This window comes from Rhizobium sp. NPDC092011 (assembly GCF_044756305.1).
In the GTDB taxonomy this organism is placed as follows: Bacteria; Pseudomonadota; Alphaproteobacteria; order Rhizobiales; family Rhizobiaceae; genus Rhizobium.
The window spans coordinates 70,890-94,812 of sequence record NZ_JBIVSO010000013.1; the positions used below are offsets into that span (position 1 = coordinate 70,890).

The 23,923-nt window shown below is 61.7% G+C and carries 25 protein-coding genes; 12 read left to right on the forward strand and 13 right to left on the reverse strand.

Annotated elements, in window-relative coordinates; genetic code table 11:
* Window positions 1-50: 50 nt before the first annotated feature.
* Genes ACIQJ2_RS31385 through ACIQJ2_RS31420 form a run of 8 tightly spaced genes read right to left on the reverse strand, consistent with a single transcriptional unit; the run spans window position 51 to window position 6,766 of the window.
* Entirely contained in the window at window positions 51-1,070 is a 1,020-nt protein-coding gene (locus ACIQJ2_RS31385; RefSeq protein WP_137934777.1) for a type IV secretion system protein, read from the reverse strand.
* A 4-nt stretch (window positions 1,071-1,074) separates the two neighbouring features.
* Complete coding sequence (locus ACIQJ2_RS31390) at window positions 1,075-1,248, reverse strand: hypothetical protein (RefSeq protein WP_163602861.1); 174 nt, start codon at window positions 1,246-1,248, stop codon at window positions 1,075-1,077.
* Between the two features lie 6 nt (window positions 1,249-1,254).
* Entirely contained in the window at window positions 1,255-1,971 is a 717-nt protein-coding gene (locus ACIQJ2_RS31395; RefSeq protein WP_137934776.1) for a type IV secretion system protein, read from the reverse strand.
* Window positions 1,972-1,982: 11 nt separating this feature from the next.
* On the reverse strand, window positions 1,983-3,146 hold the full coding sequence (locus ACIQJ2_RS31400; protein WP_171026492.1) for a transglycosylase SLT domain-containing protein: 1,164 nt from the start codon (window positions 3,144-3,146) through the stop codon (window positions 1,983-1,985).
* Window positions 3,139-5,550 (reverse strand): VirB4 family type IV secretion/conjugal transfer ATPase, encoded by a 2,412-nt coding sequence (locus ACIQJ2_RS31405; RefSeq protein ID WP_137934774.1) that lies wholly within the window; start codon window positions 5,548-5,550, stop codon window positions 3,139-3,141. Before ACIQJ2_RS31405 ends, ACIQJ2_RS31400 begins: the two co-directional genes overlap by 8 nt.
* Window positions 5,547-5,837, reverse strand: a complete 291-nt coding sequence (locus ACIQJ2_RS31410; protein ID WP_137934773.1) for a type IV secretion system protein VirB3 — start codon at window positions 5,835-5,837, stop codon at window positions 5,547-5,549. Before ACIQJ2_RS31410 ends, ACIQJ2_RS31405 begins: the two co-directional genes overlap by 4 nt.
* Before the next feature lies 1 nt (window position 5,838).
* A complete protein-coding gene (locus ACIQJ2_RS31415; RefSeq protein ID WP_137934772.1) occupies window positions 5,839-6,162 on the reverse strand; it encodes a TrbC/VirB2 family protein in 324 nt (107 codons plus the stop codon).
* A gap of 43 nt (window positions 6,163-6,205) precedes the next feature.
* Window positions 6,206-6,766, reverse strand: a complete 561-nt coding sequence (locus ACIQJ2_RS31420; RefSeq protein ID WP_137934771.1) for a lytic transglycosylase domain-containing protein — start codon at window positions 6,764-6,766, stop codon at window positions 6,206-6,208.
* Between the two features lie 116 nt (window positions 6,767-6,882).
* On the opposite strand from ACIQJ2_RS31420, the gene ACIQJ2_RS31425 reads away from it, so the two are divergent.
* Window positions 6,883-7,473, forward strand: coding sequence for a hypothetical protein (locus ACIQJ2_RS31425; RefSeq protein WP_298799544.1), 591 nt, complete (start codon window positions 6,883-6,885; stop codon window positions 7,471-7,473).
* Window positions 7,463-7,969 carry a thermonuclease family protein gene (locus ACIQJ2_RS31430; RefSeq protein WP_137934769.1) on the forward strand — a complete coding sequence of 169 codons (507 nt, stop codon included), beginning with the start codon at window positions 7,463-7,465 and terminating at the stop codon, window positions 7,967-7,969. The genes ACIQJ2_RS31425 and ACIQJ2_RS31430 overlap by 11 nt, the downstream gene beginning before the upstream one ends.
* Here the strand turns inward: ACIQJ2_RS31430 and ACIQJ2_RS31435 are convergent.
* Window positions 7,919-8,176: a helix-turn-helix domain-containing protein gene (locus ACIQJ2_RS31435; RefSeq protein WP_137934768.1), complete on the reverse strand. Its 258-nt coding sequence runs from the start codon at window positions 8,174-8,176 to the stop codon at window positions 7,919-7,921. The two genes, ACIQJ2_RS31430 and ACIQJ2_RS31435, sit on opposite strands and share 51 nt — an antisense overlap.
* A gap of 452 nt (window positions 8,177-8,628) precedes the next feature.
* On the opposite strand from ACIQJ2_RS31435, the gene ACIQJ2_RS31440 reads away from it, so the two are divergent.
* Window positions 8,629-9,405 carry a hypothetical protein gene (locus ACIQJ2_RS31440; RefSeq protein ID WP_137934767.1) on the forward strand — a complete coding sequence of 259 codons (777 nt, stop codon included), beginning with the start codon at window positions 8,629-8,631 and terminating at the stop codon, window positions 9,403-9,405.
* 55 nt (window positions 9,406-9,460) lie between these two features.
* Here ACIQJ2_RS31440 and ACIQJ2_RS31445 read toward each other — a convergent pair whose 3' ends face one another.
* Window positions 9,461-10,354, reverse strand: a complete 894-nt coding sequence (locus ACIQJ2_RS31445; protein ID WP_137934766.1) for a LysR family transcriptional regulator — start codon at window positions 10,352-10,354, stop codon at window positions 9,461-9,463.
* Window positions 10,355-10,487: 133 nt separating this feature from the next.
* Here ACIQJ2_RS31445 and ACIQJ2_RS31450 point away from each other — a divergent pair, with 133 nt between their 5' ends.
* From ACIQJ2_RS31450 to ACIQJ2_RS31460, 3 genes are read left to right on the forward strand one after another with little or no spacing between them, the layout of a single operon-like run.
* Window positions 10,488-11,675 carry an MFS transporter gene (locus ACIQJ2_RS31450; RefSeq protein WP_137934765.1) on the forward strand — a complete coding sequence of 396 codons (1,188 nt, stop codon included), beginning with the start codon at window positions 10,488-10,490 and terminating at the stop codon, window positions 11,673-11,675.
* 1 nt (window position 11,676) lies between these two features.
* Complete coding sequence (locus tag ACIQJ2_RS31455; RefSeq protein ID WP_232375840.1) at window positions 11,677-12,138, forward strand: cyclophilin-like fold protein; 462 nt, start codon at window positions 11,677-11,679, stop codon at window positions 12,136-12,138.
* Window positions 12,139-12,184: 46 nt separating this feature from the next.
* Window positions 12,185-13,291, forward strand: a complete 1,107-nt coding sequence (locus ACIQJ2_RS31460) for an alpha/beta hydrolase (protein WP_137934764.1) — start codon at window positions 12,185-12,187, stop codon at window positions 13,289-13,291.
* Between the two features lie 82 nt (window positions 13,292-13,373).
* Here the strand turns inward: ACIQJ2_RS31460 and ACIQJ2_RS31465 are convergent, their stop codons facing one another.
* From ACIQJ2_RS31465 to ACIQJ2_RS31475, 3 genes are read right to left on the reverse strand one after another with little or no spacing between them, the layout of a single operon-like run.
* Entirely contained in the window at window positions 13,374-16,631 is a 3,258-nt protein-coding gene (locus tag ACIQJ2_RS31465) for an error-prone DNA polymerase (protein WP_137934763.1), read from the reverse strand.
* A complete protein-coding gene (locus ACIQJ2_RS31470) occupies window positions 16,628-18,139 on the reverse strand; it encodes a DNA polymerase Y family protein (RefSeq protein WP_171026490.1) in 1,512 nt (503 codons plus the stop codon). Before ACIQJ2_RS31470 ends, ACIQJ2_RS31465 begins: the two co-directional genes overlap by 4 nt.
* Window positions 18,060-18,812 carry an ImuA family protein gene (locus ACIQJ2_RS31475; protein ID WP_137934762.1) on the reverse strand — a complete coding sequence of 251 codons (753 nt, stop codon included), beginning with the start codon at window positions 18,810-18,812 and terminating at the stop codon, window positions 18,060-18,062. The genes ACIQJ2_RS31470 and ACIQJ2_RS31475 overlap by 80 nt, the downstream gene beginning before the upstream one ends.
* Window positions 18,813-19,105: 293 nt before the next feature.
* On the opposite strand from ACIQJ2_RS31475, the gene ACIQJ2_RS31480 reads away from it, so the two are divergent.
* The 6 genes from ACIQJ2_RS31480 to ACIQJ2_RS31505 all read left to right on the forward strand — a co-directional run bounded on the left by ACIQJ2_RS31480 (window position 19,106) and on the right by ACIQJ2_RS31505 (window position 23,854).
* Complete coding sequence (locus ACIQJ2_RS31480) at window positions 19,106-19,540, forward strand: hypothetical protein (protein ID WP_232375839.1); 435 nt, start codon at window positions 19,106-19,108, stop codon at window positions 19,538-19,540.
* Complete coding sequence (locus ACIQJ2_RS31485; protein ID WP_332313068.1) at window positions 19,477-19,878, forward strand: SOS response-associated peptidase family protein; 402 nt, start codon at window positions 19,477-19,479, stop codon at window positions 19,876-19,878. The genes ACIQJ2_RS31480 and ACIQJ2_RS31485 overlap by 64 nt, the downstream gene beginning before the upstream one ends.
* Window positions 19,821-20,057 carry an SOS response-associated peptidase family protein gene (locus tag ACIQJ2_RS31490; protein WP_232375838.1) on the forward strand — a complete coding sequence of 79 codons (237 nt, stop codon included), beginning with the start codon at window positions 19,821-19,823 and terminating at the stop codon, window positions 20,055-20,057. The genes ACIQJ2_RS31485 and ACIQJ2_RS31490 overlap by 58 nt, the downstream gene beginning before the upstream one ends.
* A 239-nt stretch (window positions 20,058-20,296) precedes the next feature.
* The gene (locus ACIQJ2_RS31495) at window positions 20,297-21,415 is read left to right on the forward strand and encodes an ABC-three component system protein (RefSeq protein ID WP_210240495.1); all 1,119 of its coding nucleotides are present in this window, start codon (window positions 20,297-20,299) and stop codon (window positions 21,413-21,415) included.
* Window positions 21,408-21,926, forward strand: a complete 519-nt coding sequence (locus ACIQJ2_RS31500) for an ABC-three component system middle component 2 (protein ID WP_137934761.1) — start codon at window positions 21,408-21,410, stop codon at window positions 21,924-21,926. The genes ACIQJ2_RS31495 and ACIQJ2_RS31500 overlap by 8 nt, the downstream gene beginning before the upstream one ends.
* The gene (locus tag ACIQJ2_RS31505) at window positions 21,926-23,854 is read left to right on the forward strand and encodes a hypothetical protein (RefSeq protein ID WP_137934760.1); all 1,929 of its coding nucleotides are present in this window, start codon (window positions 21,926-21,928) and stop codon (window positions 23,852-23,854) included. The genes ACIQJ2_RS31500 and ACIQJ2_RS31505 overlap by 1 nt, the downstream gene beginning before the upstream one ends.
* Window positions 23,855-23,923: the final 69 nt, after the last annotated feature.

Consider the following 23,923-nt stretch of genomic DNA (forward strand, 5'->3'; position numbering starts at 1 on the left):
GCCTCCTTCATATAAACTATATTTAACGAGCAGCGACCTGTCTGGCTAGCCTAAAATTGCCCGTTCCTTTCGGTTTCCCGCTGTATCGCACGCGCCCGTGCTGCCTGAACGTCGGCGGATGTTCGGCGACGCCCGAGGCCAGTTCGGAGAATCTGCGCTCGGTTGGTGAATTGGTATCCGGTGCGCCGCAACGATTCCCTTCCCCCCTGGAAGGGGACATCGCCTTGGCCTGGCGCTGTGCCCCCGGTAATCGCGGCAGCAAAGGCCGGAATAAACCGGAACACCACAATCCCGAGCAGGCAGACGATTACGAAGGGCGCGACATAGGAGAGCTTGCTTTCCGTCGCCGTGTTGTTGGCCGTGTTGATGGCGAGCTCAATCAGCTGGTAGAGGAAGGCGAGGAACGCCATCATCAGGGTCTGCGTCACCATCAGGTTGACCATCAGCAGCAGCCAGCCGTCGGTGAAGCGGAAGGTCCAGCGATAGAGCGCCAGGATGATGAACACCGGCGCCAGTGCAAGAGTGATGAACAGCATCAGCTTGGCGGCGAGGATCGCGGCCGCTGCGACGGCGATGAAGATCATGGCGACGACAAAGACGATCGCACCGATCAGCGCGCCGACATATTCGAAGGTGCCGGTCGCCACCTGCTCATAGATCTTGCCTGCGGTCTCGAACACGGCGTCGAGGATTCTGACGACGCCGGTCGTGTCGCCTGTGCCGCCATCGAGTGTACCACCGGAACCCGCGATCGACTCGATGATGGTATCGGAAATCAGGTTGGGCACGGACTGGACCAGCTGGTAGAGCGTGGCGGAGAACGCCCCCCAGTTGGTCGCCATATAATAGATGGCGAAGGCGCGCCCGAGCCGCCAGGCCGCCTCGGGTACGGAGAAGCCATCGCGGCCGGCAAGGATCATGTATCCCCACCAGATGACATAGAGGGTGAGCATCGACCCGAACAGGACATTCACCTGGAGCGCGAGGCCGTCATAGGCGTTCTTGATGAACGTCTCGCCGATGCCGTCGAGCTTGGCAAAAATGTCCGAGATGATCGTGGTCGCTGCCATCGGCCTATTCCTTCAGCACGGGCGCGAACACGTCATTGACCGGCATTGCCCGGCCGCACAGGTCATCGGCTTCCGCATATCCGGAGATCGGCGGGCAGGGGGCCTTCTTCTCCCCCTTCGTCTGACAACCGGCGAGCAGGACGAGACCTGCCAGCATCGTGACAACGAGGAAACGCATGCGGCCTCACTTGAAGGGGTTGATGTCTTTGTATTGCAGCATCTTGGCGGTCTCCGATTGCTGGGTCAGCCGCATCTGCATCTCGGTGTTGAGCGCCGAGACCGCTCCATTCGAGACGCCGATCAGCTCGTTGATCGTGCGCGCCGTCTCCAGCTGCATGCGGGTGTTGGCGTCGACCGAGCCCTTGACGTCTTCGGCCGAGCCGATCTGACCGGTGGCCGACTGCAGCGATTGCTCGCGCTGCGTCACGCCTTTCGTCGCCTGCTGGGTCAACGCCGAGAGCAGCGCCACCGTGTTGACCGCGCCCGAGAAAGCATTGTTCATCGCGCCGGCATCCTCGCCTTCGACGATGGCCTTGACCTGTTTCACCAGCTGTAGGCCGTTGATCAGCGTGGCGGCGATATTCTGGGCGTCGGAGCCAAGACCGCCGAAGGACAGTGTGCCGCCGTTCATGATTGACGAGAAGGACGGCGCGGCCGAGACCGACATGTTGCCGCCGAGACCGGTCGAGGAAATGCCCATCGATCCGTCGCGGCTGCCGGAGAGCGCGCCGAGGATTTCCTTGGTCTTTTCCAGGATGTTGGTGTTGGTCTTCATGATCTCACCGGTGTTTTCGGCGTTCTTCTTGGCGATGGCGAGATTGGTGTTGTCGATCACCGGAATGTCCGCGAGCGCCGGCGTCGCGAAGGTGAGGGCGGCGGTGACGACGAGAAGCTTGTTCATGGAGAACCCCCTTAATCGGCCGCGTTGGCGGCGTTCTGGATGGATGAGAGATTGTCACTGACCGAGCGATCCGAGCCTCCCGACGAGAGGATTTCGCTGTCGGCGTCGGCGGCCGCGACCACCGCGCAGCGCGGCCAATCCTCGCGCGGCACCTTCATCGCCTCAAGGATGACCGGATCGCAGCTATAGGGATTGACCTTGCTGTCGGACTTCAGCGTCTTGGCGGTCTCGGATGTTTTCGAAAGCCGCATCTGCATGCGCGCCTGCAGGAGCTCGTTGAAGAGGTTGCGCGCGGTGATGAGGTTGTTCAGAAGCTCGGCATTGACGGCACGAGCCTGCGTGTTGTCGTCCCAGGCATCCTGATAGATCTCGGAGGCGCCGACCGACGCCGACAGCGCATCGATGCGCCGGCCCGCCTCCTGGACGCGCGCGGAACTTGCGTCGATGCCGGAAACGGCCCGGTCGATCGCGTCGGCCGCAGCGCTGCTCGAGCTGCGCGTCGCGCCCGAGCCATAGTCGACATAGGATTTATATGAAGGCGAGGCGATGTCCTCGATGTTCGAGCCGCCGGCATAGGCGTTGAACCAGGTATGGTTCCGGCCAACTTTGCCGGCCCAGTTCTTCTGCTCGGCCGCGGTCGATCCGTTGTACCAGGAGGCGAGGCAGGCATAGTTGGTGCTGCCGCATTTGTTGACGCCCATGCCGAGGTATTTGACGCCGCCCTCGATATTCTCCTCGTTGATGTCGCGGTCGAAGCCCATGCCCTTGCCGGTCCGCTTCGTCAGCTGCATGACGCCCTTGACGCCGGTGGGCGAGCCAGAGCACGTCGAAATCCCGGACTCGGCATGGGCGACCGACAATGCGAGGCCGACGGGGACATTGTGCTTTTCCGCATAGTGCTTGATCAGTTCGACGTTCTTTGCGTCCTCTTTCACGGCTTGCGCCGGCGAGCGGTAAAGCCGCCGTTTCTTCTCCTTCTGGGAGATGTTGCAGTTGGTGATCTCCTGCCCCTCGAGCTGCTCGGCTTGCGTTTCCGTGTCCTTCTTCGAGTGCTCCTCGTCCTCGGCACGCTTGTCCTCCACATCGTCGTCGTAGACCGGAATATCAGCCCGGACCGAGGGCGCCAGGGCTCCGGCGATTGTGGCGGACAGCAAAAGAATGATCGCTCTACGCATCGGTCGCCTCCGGAATGGTCCAGCCGCAGAAATGGGGAAGCCACGCCGCCGGCGCCTCGCCATACGTCTCGCGCAACGCCTGGCATTCGCGCACGGTCTCCGGCCGTCCGGAAAGCACCTTGACCAGATCGGGCATCGCCGAGAGGTCGAGCCGGGCGATGATCGAATCCTGCGCGTGTTTGATGAGAAAGGTGCGGCTGGCCTTGTCCGCTTGCTTCACGAAGCGGAATTCCTTTTCCGAGAGGCCGAACGCCTTGCGGTAGCTTTCCTCGTCGGCGGACGCGTTCGGGAAGAAGATGTTGGTCATCGTCTGCTCGATGATCGTGTTGCGCAGATCGGAGCGCACGACGTCGGCCGCCGATTGCGTGCCGAAGCCGACGATGCCGTTCATTTTGCGGATAGTTTTGAGCCAGTCCTTGATGAAACCGGAAAAAACCTCGTCATCGAGCAGCCGCCAACCCTCATCGAGAAAGATCATCGAAGGACGGCCGTCTAGGATTTCGCCAATGCGATGAAACATATAAAGGAGGGCGGCCGAGCGCGTTCGCTTGTCGGAGAGGATCTCCGTCATGTCGAAGCCGATAACCGAGCCGTCGAAGTCGAGCTTGTCCGTGGGGTTATTGAACAGCCAGCCCTTGTCGCCCGTGGTCCATTCCTTCAGCCGGTCGGCCAGGTCGCCGATCCCCGACCGCATCCGCCCGCGCATCGCCTCGGCAAGCATGTCGAGCCGGCGCTGTGGCCGCTCGAAATCGGTATAGATGCTGTCGACCGCATCGGAGATCACAGCCATTTCCTCGGCATTCAGAACCCGGTCCGAGGGCGTGACGAGGTACGAGACCAGCGTCTTGCCGAAGCTCCGGTTGGCCGGCGTGTCCTCAAGCTGCAGCGGTGCGAAGCCGGTCGGTTCACCGGGCGACAGCCGCTCGTAGCGTCCGCCCATCGCGCGCACGAAAATCTCGCCACCCCTGTCCTTGTCGATGAAGACGCAGCGCGGGCGCGGCTGGATGCGCATGCCTTGGGCAAGCAGGAAGGAGAGGGCGACGGTCTTGCCCGAGCCGGTCGGACCGATGACGGTGAAGTTGCCGACATCCGCCTCATGGAAATTGAAGAAATAGGCCGTCTGGCTGGTGGTCTCCAGCAGCGAGACGGGCATTCCCCAATGGACCTTATGCGTCTGCCCGGACGGGAAATTGTGCGCCGAGAACAGGCCGGCGAAATTCACCGACGAGATCAGGCCCTGCCGGGCGATATAGGCGAAATTCGTCGGCAGTTGCGCCCACCAGGCCGCTTCCTGATTGAGGTCTTCGCGTACGGCGACGACGCCCATGCGCGCCAATTCGGCGGTGACGTCGGCCACCGCCCGGTTCAGCCGCGGCAGGTCGCGCTCGAGCACCGCGACGGTCATATGGTGCTTGCCGAACACGACTTCGCCTGACGCCAGTCGGTCGCGGGCCGTCTCGATATCGTCTTCGACGGCCGTGCCGCCGTCGTCGGAGTTGGAAATCTGCCGGCTGATCGTGGCGATCGCCTCCGTGACCGTGGTGCGGTCTTCCGGCGCGAAGGAATGGGTGAGAATGAACTCGTAGGGAAGACGCAGCAGGCCGTCGAGCTGGCCGGGTGTCGTCATCGGCGGATATTCCTTGATCGACACCATGGCGGCGACCTTCGACGTCGCGCCATCGGCCGACCAAATCTCCGTCGCCTTGCGGCCGAACATGATCCGCCCAGTTCCGATATAGTCGGCAAGCGACATGCGGGGCAGGGGCATGCTGCGCTCATCGCCGGCGGCGAGGATCTTCGCGAAGAATTCGGCCGGTTCGGAAAAGAGGCCGCCATCGCGCGTCACGCAGGAGAGGATCTCCGGGCGGTAGGTGCGGAAATCGCCGACGATGCCAGAGACCATGTCCTTGAGGTCGCGCAGCGCCTCGCCCCTGGCTTCGACCTCGTTGTCGGCCATGCGGAAGATGTCGAACATGCGATCGACCTTGCCGGCGCGCCCGGTCATGGGGCGCCGGATCACCGTCAGATAAAGCTCGTTGACGAACATCGTCCGGTGCTGGAGGCCGTCCATGTAGCGGGCGTTCAGCTCGTCCGCGAAGGGATTGTCGAAATCGCCATCGATGGCAGGTGCGATCTTGCGCCGGATAATGGTGGCATAGAGCGCGAAACGCGACGAGCCGAGCGAACGGACCGTCATGTTGCGATTGGCAAGACGCGCATTGATCTCCGCCTGGTCCATGGTCTGGTAGGGCAGGCCTGACAGCCGGATCACCTGCAGCAGCAACCCGGACTTGGTGACGATCGTCTCCTCGTCGACATGGCGAAGGTAGGGAACATGCGTGCCGATCCCCAGATCGCGGGCACGCTCCCGCCCGAACTTCAGATCGTGATTGACGATGTTCATGGGGCATAGCTCCCCGCTTTCCAGAAGCGCCGGTTACGGATCGCCCGGCGCATCGACAGAAAGACCTGCGCCACGCGGACGATGTGGATGTCGCGCTGGCAGAGGTAGAGCCCGATGAAATGAACCGGCAGGACGACCAGTGGCGCGAGAAAGCTCGACGATGCGATGAAGATGACGATCCCGAAGATGCCGTTCACCACGAACACGATGATGTCGACCCCGAAATATGTCGGCGGCCGGGTCAGCGGCTGGATGAGCGGTTCGACATCGGGTGCATCATCACGCATGTCAGACACCCCCTGCCGCCTTCATGGCGTCGACCAGTTCGGCGGCGCCGAAGATGATGGCGATGCCGATGACGATGGAGATCGCGCCCTGCCAGGCCATGCGGCCGGTTAGGAACAGGAAGCCGAGGAAGCAGACGGCTATGATGGCGAGCGAGCGGGCGACACTGCCCTGGAGGACACCGACGAACCATTCGAGGATGCCTTCGACGGGCGCTGCCGACTGCGCATAGGCGAGTTCGGGGACCAGCGCGATCGTGGTCGCGAGCAGCGCCAGCGACAGGACGGCCTTGCCGCGCCGGCGCGGCGTAATCGGGGAAATGCTCATGCGAAGTCCTTCATGTCTTGGGAGGATGATCGGGGGGCCGGCGCTATTCGGCGGTCCAGACGTGCTGGTCGCGCCAGGGCGAGGGCGCCAGCGCAACGGTCTCTTTTCGGGGGAGGCGGTTTCCGGCGCGCTTTTCCTGCGCCACTGACGCCTTGGCGTTCAGCGTCCAGCGGTTCATCACCTTGACGATGTACTGGGCGGTCTCGTTGAATTCGGGAATGCCGCCTTGTCTGTAGACGCGCTCAGGGCCGGCGTTGTAGGCGGCGAGCATCAGCAGCGGATCGTCGAATTCCCCGTAGAGCTTTTTGAGGTAGCGGACACCGGCGCGGATGTTTTCTTCGGGGTCGCAACGGTCCGTGACGCCATAGTCGGAGGCGGTCTCCGGCATCAGCTGCATGATGCCGACGGCACCCGCCTCGGAGACCTGGTGCTGGCCGCCCGCGCTCTCGACGTCAACCACAGCGAGCGCCAGATCGGGATCCAGGTCTTCTTCGGTGGCGATGGTCCGCACCATCTCCAGAACGCGGTTCGTATCGACCGGATCGCAGGCTTGCGCCGCGATCGGCGAGGTCGAGACGAGGAGGAAAAGCAGGGTGGTTTTCAATTCGAATGTCCGGGTTGCCGCGTTTGCGAATAAACTATAGTTAATTCGCGAAGGATTCCTCTGTCAATTCAGAAATGGCTTTTTCTGCAATGCACAAACAACTCAAGGTTCTCGAGATGGCCGCTTGGCTCCTCGTCGGAGGCGCTGGATTCGCCGTTGCGGAGGGTGAAGATCCCTATGGTGAGCCGTCGCCAAACTACCTTCGTCAGTTCCGGGATGAGGGGGCGAAGACGTTCGTACTGGAGCGCTTCGACGCCGAAGGAAGACTTGCGGCGCGGTCTGTGGAAAAGCTCGATGGGGAGGTCGAAATCGGCGGCCCGGTCGAGCGGATGATCGCCGGCCGGCGGTTTACCCTGCGCGGCCTGAACGCCTGCCCGACGGAGAAGGTCGTCTATAACCGGGTGCAGTCCTGGAGCTGCACCGACGCGGCGCGCGACTACGCCGGGGCGGTCTATCACAGGCGCGCCAGCGTCATCCTCTGCAAGACCCTGGTGCTGACGCCGGCCGCTGGCGAGACCACTCCGGCCTCATGTTTCGTCCTCGTCGGCGGCAAGGGCGAACCGTTCAAGACCGTCAACGATGACGACAGCATGGTCTTCCTCGGCCTTGCCGCAATCGGGCGGACAGCTGAGGGCCGATCCCGTCGGCCGGACCTCGAAGCATCGCAATCGCTTTCTCGATCGATGGGGTTCCAGAATGCGGATTGAGCTTTCCATTGCCGTGGCCTTAGTGCTGGCGACGACGGCGCGTGCGCAAGAGGAGACGATCTCGTTTCCTGCGGCCGTGAGTTTTGAAACGGGCGATAGCTGGCAGTACGAAGGCCGGAAATTCAGGCTGTTCGCCGTGCAAGCGTGCATTCGAGGCACGATCTATCGTGCCCCTGACGGCGCGGAAAGCGATTGCGGCATGCAGTCGATTGCGTCTCTTGCGGCACTGTTTTCGACGGGTATGGTCGGGTGCCAGCCGGTCGGCCGGGCGAAGGACGATGCGACCTTCGTCGTCTGTGCCGCCCAGCTCGACAACACCACCGTCGATGTCGGGACCGCGCTGATCTCTTCCGGCGCAGCCTTCGCCGCAGTGTTTCCGTCCGGTGCCCCGGTGTCCGCGGCCTATGCAGTCGCCGAATCATCCGCCAGGGATAAGGCCAGCGGCTTATGGTCGGGGACGTTCGCCCATCCCGTTTCCGTGCTTCTGAACAAGTGACCAGATCGCGGTGAAATCGACATGCAGGCACTCGGCGATCGCGCCGATCTCCTTGACCGTCAGGCGATGCCAGGCGCCGGCCTGAAGGTATTCCAGCCGCTCTTCCGAAATACCCGTCATCTCCGAAAATTCATGGAGCTTCGTCCCGCGCTGTCGAAGCTCCTCCGCGAGGAATTGCACAAGGTCGGCAGCACTCTCAATGGCCATTTGCGGTCATCCTTTCCTTGTCCCGTCGCACGGCGTCCGAGGGGCGGGAACCGCTGGCTCTGATCGCGAAGTATGGCGGAGGATCGTCGATAAGCTGATGGCGGAGCGGGCGGATACGGTACCGCCAGCCTCCAGTTTTGTCGCGCAACCTCTACACGAGCAAAAAGCGGCGTTTTCGCGGCGGCTCGGCTTTTTGGTTGGTCTACAAGTAAAATATAATTACTGTCGTGACTCGCTTCATAAGCAATCGAGCGGTGGAGGTGCCATGCCGTAGACAAAATAAAACCCGCCTCGGAGAGACGGGTCGAGTGACACACGAAGATGTGCGCAAAAGTCTTATAGCCACTGATTTTTTCGCACATTGACGCCGCCGCTGCAAGCTAATTCTTGCCACGGATACGTGTGTCCTGCGCGCCGGTCCCTCCGTTGTCATCATTGAATATGGAGAGATCATGCCTGCCACGATCCGAACGGCCTATGGGCCGAGCCTATTGGCGCGCCTGCTTGCAGCCGGTACGCAGCAACAAGTCGATGAATGCGCGAAAGCTGCCTGGATACTAAACGGCGAAGGACTGATCGCCGACGAGGAGATGGAATATCTTGCTCCTGTGATCGAGCACCGGCGGCTGTCGATCAGCGCAATGATGCGAACGGTTCGGGCGAAGGGATGCACCCGTCATTGCCGTCCGGCGATTCCTTTGCAGAAGCGCGCTGCTTGCTGGCTTCGCCGGCGGGGGCTCGCCAAGGACTGCATCATTCCAACGTGCCTGGCTCAGGCCTTCACCGTCAGCAAGCTGGCGGTGCTCTCCGTCATCGCGCGGGCGGTCATGGAGCGAGGCCAATCGACGATGTCATTGCCCGAAATCGCTGCGCGTGCGGGTGTCGGATGCACGACAGCGCGTTATGCGATTCGCGATGCTGCAAAGATGGGTCTCATCAGCGTGTCTGAAAACCGCATCAATGGATTTTGGAACCGCCCCAACACGATAAGGATCGTCTGCGGCCGCTGGCTACGATGGCTGAAGGTGTGCGCGGCATCCCGCGCACAAAAATCTGCGCGACCGGCGGGTCGGGGCGATCTCAGCACCCCCCTCAGAAATCTGATCCCCACGATTGAAATAGTAAGATTCTCCCTGCGAGGTGCGATAAGGCAAGGGACGAGTAGACCCGTATTGCCGCCCTGCTGGCGAGTTTGCCTTGGATCGAGTGAGGAAGGGTGGCCCTTGTAGCAACGATCCGGCTGGCGGCTCGACCTATATCGCAGGCATATCCGTAGTCGTTCGGCTAATTGCGATGCCGCAACGCGTCGACAATGACCTTGAACGCCGGAAGGTTCTGGCGGCGGCTGGGATAGTAGAGGAAATAGCCGTCGAAAAACGGCGACCAGTCGTCCAGCACCTGCACCAGCGCCCCTGAAGCGATATGCGGCTCGACAATATTCTCCGGCACATAGGCGATGCCGTAGCCACTCACCGCAGCGTCGATCATGGCATAGGAGTTGTTGAAGGTGAGCTGGCCGCTGACGCGTACGCGCAGTTCCTGTCCGTCTTTCTCGAATTCCCATGCGTAAAGGCCGCCGGCAGTCTCGTGGCGCATGTTGATGCAGGCATGCCCGACCAGGTCCTGCGGATGGTCCGGCAAGCCATGTTCGTCGAGATAGCCGGGCGAAGCGACCGCGACCAGCCGCCAGTCCGGCCCGATGCGCATCGCGATCATATCCTTCTCGACGCTTTCGCCGAGCCGCACGCCCGCGTCGAAACCGTCCTCGACGATATTGCGGAAGGTGCTGTCGAGGATCAGTTCGACGTTGATATCGGGATAGGCCTTGAGCACCGGCTTCAGCTTCGGCCAGACGACGCTTTCGAGCGCGTGGTCGGAGAGCGTCAGCCGGATCGTGCCCGTCGGCGTGTCGCGGAACGTCGATAGTGCAGCAATCTCATCCTCGATCTCCGCCATGCGCGGCGTGATCGTCTGCAGAAGCCGCTCGCCCGCCGGCGTCGTGGCGACGTTGCGCGTCGTGCGCGTCAGAAGGCGAATGCCCATGTTCGTCTCAAGCTGCCGGATGGCGTAGCTGAGGGTGGACTGCGCCACGCCGATCCTCGCCGCCGCCTTGGTGAAGCTCTTCTCCTCGGCGACGATCCGGAACCAGGTGAGTTGGTTGAAGTCCGTCTTCTCCATGTTCCCTCGCGATGTTCGATGAGCGGAGATTAATCGATGACATCGATTGATCCAATCAAATTGCGACGGCTAATCGCCTCAGTGTCGACGAGCTATATCCGCATCGAACCCGATGGACAGGAGAATGCGGACAATGGTTTCCGCCGTGGAAAATGCCGGCAGCAAGCCTGCCGCCTGGGGCGCCGTCCTTTCGATGGCGCTTTGCGTGGCGATGCTGATCGCCTCGGAATTCATGCCAGTCAGCCTGTTGACGCCGATGGCCGAGGGGCTGAACGCGACCGAGGGGCAGACGGGGCAGGCGATCTCGATCAGCGGGCTGTTCGCCGTTGCGGCCAGCATGCTCGTCACCACCGCTGCCGGACGGCTGAACCGGAAATGGGTGCTGATCGCGATGACGGCCTTCATGCTGCTTTCGCTGGCCCTGGTCGCCGCCGCGCCGAACTTCCTCGTGCTGATGGCCGGTCGCGCGTTGCTTGGCATCTGCATCGGCGGTTTCTGGGCACTGGCGACCGCCGTCATCATGCGGCTGGTTCCGGCCGAAGACGTGCCCCGCGCGCTCGCCCTGATGTATGGCGGGCAGGCGATTGCCGCCGCCTTTGCGACTCCCGTCGGCAGCTATCTCGGAGGCCTGTTCGGCTGGCGTGAGGTGTTCTGGGCGCTAACGCCGATCGTCGCCGTCAACCTCGTCTGGCATGCGGTCGCGCTGCCGTCGCTGCCCGCGCACCGGAAGCAGGATTTCCGGGCGATGCTCGGCCTGCTGAGGCGTCCGTACTTCATGCGGGGTCTGATCGCCTGCATGCTGTCCTGGGGTTCGGCCTTCACCATGTTCACCTATCTGCGGCCGTTTCTGGAGCAGGTGACAGGCGTGGATGTGACGACGCTGTCGGTCCTGCTGCTGCTTCTCGGCTGCGCGGGGTTCATCGGCACATGGGCTGCTGGCCGTTTCCTCAAAGGTAACGTCGCTCCCTTCCTGAAGCTGCCGGCGCTCGTCATGGGCGGAGCCACCGTCGGGCTGCTTCTTTTCGGTTTCTCGGTCGCCGCCATTGGCTTCTTCATGATGATCTGGGGTGCGATGAACACCATGTTCTCGGTGATCTGGATGACGTGGATGTCGCAGAACGCCGACGATGCGCCCGAGGCCGCAGGCAGCCTGATGGTCGCGGCGATCCAGGCCTCGATCCTGCTCGGCGCGCTCGTCGGCGGGCTGCTGCTGGACGGCATTTCCATCGAGGCGACATTCATCGGCAGCGTCGTGCTGGCGGTGCTCGCAATCGCCCTGATCGGCGATGGCCAGCGCCTGCTGAAGCCGGAGGCAATCTGACATGGGCTCGTCCGTACCGATCTCCCGGCGTCGATTGCTGGCAACAGGCGTCGCCGGCCTTGCCCTGCCGATCTTTCTGCCCTCGACCACCCAAGCCCAGGAAGGAGCGATCATGCGCCTCAAACTGACCTTCGCTGACCAGGATTTCTCGGCAACGCTGGAAGACAATGCCGCGGCGCGCGAGCTGTTCGCGATGCTGCCGCAGGATCTCACGATCGACGACTATTCGACCAACGAGAAGATCGCCTACCTGCCGCGCAAGCTGAGCGATGACGGTAGCGCACGCTTCGAGAACGAGGCGGTGGGCGACCTCTGCTACTACGCGCCCTGGGGCAATCTCGCGATGTTCCATGGCCCCTACCGCTGGTCGCGCGGGCTGGTTCGGATCGGCCGGCTGGATCAGGGCGCAAAACCTCTGCTGGTGCGCGGCGAATTTCCGCTCCGCATCGAAGCGCTGACCTGACGCGCGGCGCGCGCCCCCTTTCTCACAACTGCAAGGAGAACCTGCCATGAACCGGAACACCGACTCTGGAATCGAACTCCATCATCTGGACGCGCCCAATGCCGGCCGCCGCAACCTGCTCAAGCTGACCGGCGCGGGTGTTGCTGCCTTCGGTGCAGCGTCATTTCTCAAAACTCCCAACGCAAAGGCTCAGAACATGTCACAGGAATGGGACAAAGTTTTCCCCAAAAGCGAAAAGGTCGACCATCAGAAAGTCACCTTCAGGAACCGCTACGGCATCACCCTTGCGGGCGATCTCTACCTGCCGAAGGACCGGGCGAATGACCGCCTGCCCGCCATCGTCGTCAGCGGTCCGTTCGGCGCCGTCAAGGAACAGTCGTCGGGTCTCTATGCGCAGACCATGGCGGAGCGCGGCTTCGTCACGCTGGCGTTCGATCCGTCCTATACCGGCGAAAGCGGCGGCGAGCCGCGCAACGTCGCCTCGCCCGACATCAACACAGAGGATTTCATGGCAGGGGTGGATTATCTCGGCCTGCACGCCTCCGTCGACCGCGAACGCATCGGCGTCATCGGCATCTGCGGCTGGGGCGGCATGGCGTTGAATGCCGTCGCCGCCGACAAGCGTGTCAAGGCCGTCGTCGCCAGCACCATGTACGACATGACCCGCGTCATGTCGAAGGGCTACAACGACAGCGTAACCCCCGAACAGCGCACGCAGGCGCTGGAGCAGATGAGCCGGCAGCGCTGGGACGATGCCGAGAAGGGCACTCCGGCCTACCAGCCGCCGTACAATGAGCTGAAGGGCGGCGAGGCGCAGTTCCTGGTCGATTACCACGACTATTACATGACGCCGCGCGGCTACCATAAGCGTGCGGTCAACTCAGGCAACGCCTGGACGATCACGACGCCGATGGCGTTCATGAACATGCCGATCCTCAGCTACATCAAGGAAATCTCGCCGCGACCGCTGCTGCTGATCCATGGTGAAAAGGCGCATTCGCGCTACTTCAGCGAAACCGCCTATGCAAATGCCGCTGAGCCGAAAGAACTGATGATCATCCCCGGTGCCAGCCACGTCGATCTCTACGACAAGGTGGACGTAATCCCGTTCGACAAGATCGCCAGCTTCTTCGAACAGCATCTCGCTGCCTGACGCGCTGGCGGCACCCGTGTGAAAGGACATGGGTGCCGCCCTAAGCCGCCAACATTGCTCGCTTCCTTGTTGTTGGCCATGGCTAGTGAAAATTCCGGGCTTTCACCTTCAGCGTATCGATATGCAAGTCTTTTACGAACATGTCGCGTGGGCGCACGGCCGGCGCCTGGCGATCGCGCGGGTCCGGCCCGCCACCATGGGCGAACTCGTCGCCGCGCCCGGCCGGTAGCCGAAATTCGGTATCGCGCTCCGACAGGCTCGACAGATCGACGGAGAGATCGAACAGCTGCTGGGCGATGAGATGCACGACCTCGCCTTCGCGCTGAATCCTGCCGTTGATCGCCATCATGGATGAGCCGAGCACGACGCGCCGGCGCCGCTCGAACAACTTTGGCCACACCACGACATTCGCGGGGCCGGTCTCGTCCTCGATGGTGATGAACATCACCCCCTTGGCGCTGCCCGGCTTTTGCCGGACCAGCACCAGGCCGGCGGTCATCAGCCATCGCCCGTCTCGCGCCGCCATCGCCTCCTGGCAGGTCACAATGCGCCGCTCGGCAAGATCTCGGCGGAGGAAGGAAAGGGGGTGCTCGCGCAGCGTCAATCCCGTGTGGCTGTAGTCCTCGATGACATTGTGGCCCTCGGTCATCTGGCGCAATTCGACATCCGGCTCCTGCTGCTCGGCAATGGTGCGCGCTTCGCGCTCGGCCGCGGCGGCAAAGAGGGGGAGGGGCTCGTCGCGCAGGGCCTTGATTGCCCAGATCGCGTCGCGCCGTTCAAGCCCAAGGGAAGGCAGAAAGGCGTCGGCCTCGGCGAGCTCCACGAGCGAAGCGGCCGGCACGCCGGAGCGACGCCACATATCGTCGACGCTGTCGAACGGCTGGTCGGCGCGCGCCGCAGTGATTTTGGCGGCATCGGCGGTCGCCAGCCCGCGCACCATGCGCATTCCAAGACGCACGGCGTGCCGCTCGCCATCCCCGACCGGCTCGAGCGTGCAGTCCCAGCGGGAGCGGTTGATGCAGACCGGACGCACCTCGACACCATGCCGGCGGCAATCGCCAACGATCTGGGCGGGAGCGTAAAAACCCATGGGCTGGGAATTCAAGAGGGCGGCGCAGAAAGCATCCGGATAGTGGCATTTGATGAAGCTGCTCGCATAGGCGATCAATGCGAATGACGCGGCGTGCGACTCGGGGAAACCATAGGATCCAAAACCTTCGAGCTGGCCGAAGGTCTTGTCGGCGAATTCCGCCGAATAGCCGTTGTCGATCATTCCGTTCACAAGCTTGTCCTTGAAACGCGAGACGCCGCCAGTGAACTTGAAGGTCGCCATGCTTTTCCGGAGCTGGTCCGCCTCTCCCCCCGAAAATCCGGCGCAGACCATTGCCACCCGCATCGCGGATTCCTGAAACAGCGGCACGCCGAGCGTCTTGCTCAGCACCGCCTCGAGCTCCGGCGTCGGATATTCCGGCTGTTCCTTGCCTTCGCGCCGCCTGAGATACGGATGGACCATATCCCCCTGGATTGGACCCGGCCGCACGATAGCCACCTGAATGACGAGATCGTAAAATGTCCTGGGTTTCATGCGGGGCAGCATCGACATCTGCGCGCGGCTCTCGATCTGGAAGGTGCCCAGCGTGTCGGCCCGACGGATCATCTCATAGGTCCGCGCGTCCTCCGGCTCGATCTTCGCCAGATCGAGATCGCGGCCCTTGTGCTCGCGGATCAGGTCGAAGGCTTTGCTCATGCAGGTCAACATGCCGAGGGCGAGCACATCGACCTTCATGATCTTGAGCGCCTCGACGTCGTCCTTGTCCCATTCGACAATCCGCCGATCCTTCATCGTCGCCGGCTCGATGGGAACGAGATCGTCGAGGCGGTCGTTGGTCAAGACGAAGCCGCCGGGATGCTGACCGAGATGGCGAGGCGCCCCCATCAGCTGTTGGGCAAGCTTCAGCGTCAGGACGAGACGCCGATCCTCCGGGTTTAGGTTGAGTTCGCGGACGTTGCGATCGCTGACTTCTTCCGACCACGACCACATGCCCGACGACAGCGCCTTGATCACGTCCTCCGGCAAGCCGAGCGCCTTGCCCACATCCCGGATGGCGCCTTTGGCGCGGTAACGGGTGACGGTCGCGCACAGGGCCGCCTTGTCATGCCCGTAGGTTTTGTAAATCCACTGGATGACCTCTTCGCGCCTGGCATGTTCAAAATCCACATCGATGTCCGGCGGCTCGTCGCGCTCGCGAGAAACAAACCGCTCGAACAGCAGGTCGTTGGTCTCGGGATCGATGGAGGTGATGCCGAGAATATAGCATACGGCGGAATTGGCGGCCGATCCGCGCCCCTGGCAAAGGATGCCTTGCGAGCGCGCGAACCGCACGATGGAGAACACCGTCAGGAAATAGGGCGCGTACTTCATCGCCTTGATCAGGTCGAGTTCGTGCCGGACGATCTGCAGCGTCTTGGGCGGCAGGCCCTCCGGATATCGGTCGGGAACGCATTGCCAGACATAATGCTCGAGCGAAGCCTGCGCGTCCTTGCCGGGAACGATAGCCTCCTCGGGATACTGATAGGTCAGCTCTTCGAGGCTGAACTTGCAACGCGCGACGATCTCCATCGTCCGCGCCAGCGCTTCCCTGTATCGGGGAAAGAGCCGTTCCATTTCCTCCGGCGGTTTCAGATAGCGGTCGGCATGGCGCTCGCGTTCGAAGCCGACATCGTCGATGGTGGTGTTGGTCCGGATGCAGCTGACGACATCCTGCAGCTGGCGGCGCTCCGGATCATGAAACAGCACGTCGTTCGTCACCACCGGGCGGACCCCGACGCGGGTGGCGAGGTTCGACAGATTGTGCAGCCGCAACTGGTCGCGCGGCCGGCGGCGCAAGGTCAGAGCCATATAGGCGCGGCCCCCGAAAATCTCCGCCATCTTGCGGAGCTGCACCGCGCAGGTCTCGTCCGCCAGATCTGGGACGAGAACGCCGATCAGCCCTTCCGCATACTGGGCGACGTCATCGAGGTGCAGGATGCAATTAGCCTTGCCGCCTCTAGATTTGCCGAGCGTCAGTAGCCGGGTCAGCCGGGAATAGGCGGCGCGATCGGTCGGATAGACGAGGATCGACATGCCGCCCTGAAGGTCGAGCCGACAGCCGACGACCAGCCGGATCTTCATCTCGCGTGACGCTTCCAGCGCCCGGACGATGCCGGCGAGCGAATTGCGGTCGACCACGCCGAGCGCCGAGATGCCGAGCGCCTTGGCCGTCTGGAATAGCTCGTGCGCCGACGATGCCCCGCGCAGAAACGAGAAATGGGTGGTCACCTGAAGCTCGGCGTAGCTCATGCGAAAATCCCATGCACGAACCAGCGATGCGAGCCGGTCGCCGGATCGACGCCGTCGCCGCTGCGGAAGATCCACAGGCGCTCGCCGGTTTCGTCCTCGACGACGAAATAGTCGCGCACCGCCTCATATTCCGCGTCGCGTGTCCACCATTCCCCGAATATACGCTCCGGGCCGTCGGCGCGCTTGACGCGCCGGCGCTTGCCCCGCCAGGTGACGGATACGGGAGGGTGGTCGGGCATGAGCGCGATCACCTCGATCAGCTCCGGCCGGGAAAGCAGGCGGACCGGCCGCGGCCAATGCTGGGTCCACGTCGCGCCGGCGGCGACCGCCGCAGGATCGATCCGCCGCACGCTGCGCTCCGGAACGTCGCTTGCCACCGGCATCACGCGATAGACCCGCTGGCCGCGATTGGCGAAGACGTCGATGAGGGGGACGACGTCCGTCATCTGGTCTTCGACCAGCGAGGACGCCCTCTGAACTTCTTCCAGCGGCTCGGTCATGACGGCGACCAGCGTCAGCCGCTCGATGCCGAAGCCGGGCTCGATCTTCTCCGTCCTATCTCGAAACAGCTTGGTGAGCCATGTGACGTCGCGCGAGGGCTTGGCCGTGCCGGCGCGAATGGCCTGTCGTGTGCCGTCGACCTTTTCGACGATGAGGTCGGTGCGGCGAACGCCGTGCCCCCGGCGCTGCAGCTTTTCGACGAGCTGCGTCACCAGGCCGGCGACATAGCGGTTGATGGTCTCGGCCGCGCCGATGGGCTCGGCGAAGGCCTTGCTGACCTCGACAATATCCGGGGTGCGGATGGGATCGATGGGCTCGGCCATGCGCCCATACATCTGATCGAGCCGACGGCCGATTTCCGGCCCGAAGCGGAGGGCGAGGGGCGCGCGCGGCGTCGCGGAAAGCTGGCCGATCGTTCGGAAGCCAAGAGTTCTGAGATCGCCGACGATTTGCTCGGGCAGGCGCAGCAGGGAAATTGGAAGACGCTCGACCGCGCGCGCCGTTTCGCCCGGCGGCACGATGACGGTTTCGCGGGCGATGACACGGGCGCAGGCATGCGCCGCGCCCCAGGTGTCGGCGATGGCGACGCGGGCCGTCAGGGATTTGCCCCGGAACCGGTTGGCGGTCGCGGTCAACATGAGCTGCTCGCCGCCCTGCAGATGGTCGGCGCCTTCGGTGTCCATCACGATCCCGTCTGGCGCATCCATCGCGACGATCGGCGAATATTGCGTCAGCGCCCAGAGCGTGATGCGTTCCAATGCAGCGGCGTCGGCCGCCGGATCGGCATCGATCAGCATAAGATCGCGAAACAGCGCCTGCGCTTTTGCCGCCGGCATCCCGACCGTCACGCCGACCTTCCGCGCGGCGGCGTCGGCCGCGGCCACCCAGCGCCGGGAACCGCTGCGCGCGATGACGGCGATGGGCTGCTCAGCCGGCAGCGAAGGATCGGCCCGCCTGATCCTGTCGGTGGGCAGGTCCGGTAGATAGATCGATACGACCCGAGGCATCACAGGCTCCAACGATAAACTCAGCGCACTCGCCCGCTTTCACGCGCATAATTTCCACAAGCCAGTTCGGCCGTCCGACGCAAGGGACCGGTAACTCCTCGGATGGAAGTACGCTCACCCGCCATCGTGTGGTCGAGGCGGTCGGCTGGCCGTAGTCCGATGCCTCCGTCGGCCGCCGCCAGCGCCGGACAACCAGCGCCATCGCCCCGGTCTTTTCGGCGGCAAGCTGCAGCCGCCGGCTCGCCACCATCGGCAGACGCACCAGCTCGGCGACGACGGCGCCGAGCCCGCCATAGGCAAGCGCCTCCTCGGCATTGGCCAGGACATCTTCCTCCTTGTCGCTCTCGACGAAATAGACGCGGTCGGGATGCAGTCCCACCTGAGCCAGCGCCGGAAAAAACAGGTCCGGCCGTGTCAGGCACCAGACAATCGGTCCCGTCGTTCGAGCCGCGATGCCGGCGGCGAACAGCGCGGCCGCCGCGCCATCGACCGCGCCGGCCCCGCCACCCGAGACCTCATGAAGCGCGCCGTAGGCAAGACCGCCGCCGGGCAGGGCGGCATCGACCTCCGCCACTTGAAACGGCAACGCACCGGCTTTGCGCGAGGCAGGGCTCTCCATCGAGGCGATGCGCTCTCTCAGCTCGGTTATCACCCTGTTTCGGGCAGCATTCATCGTTCACGGACTCCAGCGGGTTCGTGTTGGCAGGCGACATCATGTCGTACAGGTCTATTTGTTCTGTATCTGTTCCTCACGGCAAAAAGAGTCAAGCCACCCGAAAATAGGAAAATTGTCTCACATTTTTGCCCGCGCGGGATTCTTGCTTGCGAATCATTGACATGAGGTCGGAGGCGACGCGCTTGCCGACTTCAAAAAAACTTATGCGGTTCGCCGTCGCGAGGGCCGACAATTGTTCCTCGTATGTTCCCATGATAGTTTGGGGAACCAAACTGGATCGGAGGCCGAAATTGTCGCGCCTGTTTTCTATATCTCGGCCGATTGAGGAAATCGTCGAGCATTTCGGCGTCAATCTTTCCTCGGTAGCGAGCGTTCCTTCCGAGACCGTCGAGGGCACCCCTGGCCTGATCGTGCTCGAAAAGGATGGCCTGCGCCTCCTGAAATCCCCAACCTGGGGCTTTCCCCGGCAGACCAGCGAGATGCGCCATAAAGGCGAGCCGCCGGGGCGCATTGGCCTCGTTGCCGACCTCACCAATCCGCTGTGGGATCGGCTTGTCGTCGACGCCAAGTATCGATGCCTGATAGCGCTAACACACTTTGCCAATCCTGACGGGTCAAAGGGTCGAAGACGAGGACGTGGTTCTCGCTTCATCGCCAGCCGCTGGTCGCCTGGGCCGGCTTCTGCCGCAACACGCCGGAGTTCGGACCCGTCTTCGCAGGCATGACGATGAAGGCGAACGAGAAGATCAGGCCCCTGAACGATCGGATGCCGGTCCTGCTGAAGCCGGACGAATACGAGCGTTGGCTTCATGGATCGATCGAGGATGTCATTGCGTTCCAATACCGCGAGCCGCCGCCGTCCGAAAAGTTCGAGGTCCTGCGAACACGGGATCGATGGCAAAGCGGCACACCGCCGTCCAAGGCTTCACGGCGCCGGGATGACGTGCTTAAGAAAGGCAAGATGACGAGAACCTGGTTCAGTGTTCGCGAGGAACCGATCTTCGCTTGGCGGGCCTCTGGCGCGTCAGCGATGAGTGGGGGCCGGTCTATTCCGGCGTCGTGACCGATGCCAACGAGGCGGTCGCGCCGGTTCACGAGCGTATGCCGGTGCTGCTCCATCGCGACGAATACCGGCAGTGGCTTCAGGGCAGCTTTGATGACCTGCTGGCATTTCAGAAGCGGGTCTTCCCGGCCGACCGCGTCTTGGTGGAGAGGACCTCGGAACTTTGGCTAAAAAGATGAGTGCCGGTTCCGCAGATGCAGCGCCTGTTTTCTGAGGCTCGAGTGCTATATCTGTCGGCTTGTAGGTCAAACCGCGAATCCTGACATTTAGAAAGTTTGGCGTTCCTGCTCTCCTGATCGGAGATGGCTATGCCGAGCGAAACGCCATTTCGTGGGGGAGTTCGAACAGGTGGGGCTACACCTCTGGCTTGTGTCGTTGGGGCGGGCACTGTAATGAGCATACTCTCCGGAGGACTTTTTTGACAGACCAACTCAAGCCCGTTGACATTCCGACCAAGTGGCCCGGCGCGAATGCTAGGCTTCTGGGTGTCGGCGTCGGATACGGACTACCGGTGAAACCCTTAGATCGCTTGGGTTTGTTCAGCGCCGATGACTTCGAGCGGTTCGTTCTCGAATGGGCTCATGGCTACCTCAAGGAGAAGCTGCCCGGCGTGACCGATGTCCAGCAACGTGGAGGGGCGGGGGACAAAGGACGTGACATCGTCGTTTGGTTTGGTAAGCCCGGGGCTCCCGACCGATTTTGGCATCTCTACCAGTGCAAGCGCTACGCCAACAAAATCGGTAAAGGGGTCGCGTTCGAGGAGATAGGGAAGGTACTCTATTTCGCATCCATCGGAAAATACACGCTGCCGAAAGAATACTGGTTTGTGACGCGGAAGGGCGTAACCGGTGACTTGCAGGACCTAGTCGATGATCCCAAGAAGTTGAAAGATGAGCTGATCGCGAATTGGGACGAATATTGTGCAGAAGGAATCGCCAAGAAAACCAAGATCAAGCTTGAAGGCAAGTTGCTGGATTTCGTAAAGAAGGCAGACCTCTCGATTGTCAAGGTGAAGCAACCCCTGGATATACTCGAAGAGCATGCTCAGACCAATTTTCATGACATCGTGTTCGGCAAGCCATTGATCGAGCGACCGCCCGCTCCCGCACCGCCGTCGTCCATAACAGAAGAGGAGCGGACCTACGTTCAGCAGCTCTTCGAAGTGATCAGCGAAATGATCTCCGCTCCCGTGAGGGCAGAGGCAGATTTCGCGGGCCATTCAAAATCGGCCACGTTGTTCGAGCGGTCGCGCATCACGTTCTATAGCGCTGAGGGCCTAAAGCGTCTCGCCCACGATCAAATGCAGCAAGTCGAGTTTTTCCACGATCTGGTGTCGCAATTTGGCGACGGCCTCTATCATACCTATAACGGTCCCGCTTCCAGCGGACACGAACGCCTTCGTTTGACGATCAATGCCGCGCAGGCGCAGGTTGTTAGCGGTCATGTCCTCGACCCTCACCTCAAGCCATTGGATCGCGAAGGTATATGCCATCATCTTGCCAATGACGGCATCGCCAAGTGGTGCCAGAATGAGTGAGGCGGCAAAGCTTGCGCCGAGACCGCAACCGCCGCGCTTGTTCAATACGCCAGTCGAATGTGGTTTCAGGCTCCTGTTCATTCTATCGGCGTCTCGCCCGGCCTTATTCGACGTGCAAAGGCTGATAAGTTACGACTATCTGCTCGTCCACTCAGGCGACGTCGACACGTCCTACCCAAGCCTTCATCCCGCGGTGCCTAACCGCGGGGCGGAATGGGTGATCAAGCGCCAGGTCGTCGACACGGGTCTGTCGCTCATGTGCGCTCGCGAGCTGGTAATCAGAAACATGACCGATCTGGGAATCTACTATTCGGGCTCGGACCTCACGTCTGCTTTTGTAGGCCTTCTCAAAACGTCATACGCCGAAGGACTTCGCGATCGGGCAAAATGGCTCGCCGAGCGGTTCGATTCCTATACCGACGAACGCTTGCAGTCGTACATGGCCGCACAAGTTGGAGAATGGGGCGCAGAATTCGACACACTCTCAGCATTGAAGGACGTTGATCTGTAATGTCTCGTATTGCCGAGATAAGGATGACTGGGCGAGGACAGATTGACGCGGTGATCCGCTTTGATCCTGGCCCCAACGTTGTGTCCGGCGATTCCGACACCGGAAAGAGCTATCTCCTGAGACTGGTCGACTATGTCTTGGGTGCCGATCAGCTGACCAAGACGATAGACGAAGCCGCCGCATACGAGACTGTATGGCTCGAGTTCAGGAACGAAGCGGACGATGTCCTTACCTTGGAGCGGAGCCTTCAGGGTGGCGAAGTCATTGCCTACTCCCAGCCCATTGGCGACTTGATCAGCGACGACTATTTCGAACTCCCCCGATCTCCAGATGACCATATCCGGAATGGCAACAATCAGGGCGAGACCTTGGCGTCGAAACGTCAAGGGCGATCTGTTGATCCAGATGTCACCGCGAGGGTGTTTCCCTTTTTTGGTCTGCCAGAGACGGTGAAGCTGAGGAAGAATAGTGACGGCGAGATTCAACGCCTGTCAATCCGCACTTTGTTGCCGATCTTCCTCGTCGATGAAGAGGCCATTATAACCGAAAGTTCCCCGATTTTAAGGGGTGGGTTCAGTGACACCGCTGAAAAACGAATGTTTTCCTATCTCCTGACCGGAAAGGACGACGCGAGCATCGTTGCCCAAGAGAAGCGCGAGATCATATCCGCCAAGCTGAAGGCGCAGCGCGATCTCCTCGCCGACCTTCTTGCTCCCTTGCATGCCCGGTTGAAGGATCATGTGGAAGCTGAAGAGGAAGAGAGCATAGAGCGTCTCGAAGGTACCATAGCAAGATTGTCGGACACCTTGGAGCAGAACGCCACCGAACGGACGCGATTGCATTCGGAGCGCGTGGCCGTCTACCAGTCTCTTGTGAAGTCAGAGACCCAAGTCGTCGCCCTCGACGCGATGCTCACCCGCTACCGTTTGTTAGACGACAGGTACTCATCAGACCTTCAGCGCCTCGATTTCATTGCCGAGGGTTCCTATTACCTGGACGGCTTGCAGACTAGCGCATGTCCTCTCTGCGGACAGGCGCTCGAAGGCGCTGAACACGATCACCCGGATCAGCCGGGACCTAAGTTCAGTTCCGATGAGGTTTACGCTTCGGCGTCGGCCGAAGCGGCTAAAATACGCGGCTTGCAGGCCGATCTCAAGAACGCCATATCGGACTTACAAAAACGGCGTGACGGTTGGCACAAAGGTGCTCGCGAGGACGCGGACCGGCTAAGGGAGATCGACAGGCTCCAGGACGTCGTTTTGGCTCCAGCACGACAACAAACCAAGGCCTCGCTTGACCAGTTGGTCAAGCGGCGGCTTGAACTACAGTCGACCCGTGCCGACCGGACTGAAGCGGCCCGGCTAGAGGGGCTGAAGGCAGAGCTTGAACGGGCCATCGAGGAACCGCCGAAAAAACTGAAATGGGCTCCTCTCGACCCGATGGCGACGACGGAACTCTGCAAGGAGATCGAAGCTGTCCTGAGAGATTGGTCTTGGAAGGACGATGTCAGGGTAGAGTTCGAGGAAAGCCAGTACGACATCAAGGTCAATGGCAAGTTCCGCCGCGCACATGGGAAGGGATTCCGCGCTGTGCTCCACGCTGCCCTTTCGGTCGCGTTGTTGAGGTATTGTCACAGCCGCGGGAGGCCTCATCCGGGGTTTCTCGTCCTTGACTCTCCTTTGACGACCGTGAAACAGCGTGGTGGGCAATCTGTCGTTGAAGCGGAAAGTGACCGCATTGAGCCAACAATCGAGCCGAAATTCTGGGAGAGCCTAGCGGCTCTCAATCCTTCTATGCAGATAATAGTCCTCGACAACAAGGAGCCGCCTCTGGAGTTTGCCAAAGCGGTAAACCTCCAAATCTTCGCAGGTCCGGGTGCTAACCCTGGCGAGCGGAAGGGTTTCATTCCTGCTCAGGTCAGGAGCTAAAGCCCATCTTTTTAGGTAAAAGATAGGTATGTAATGGTGTTTCTGCGGTTTATTGTTTAGAAATTCCAA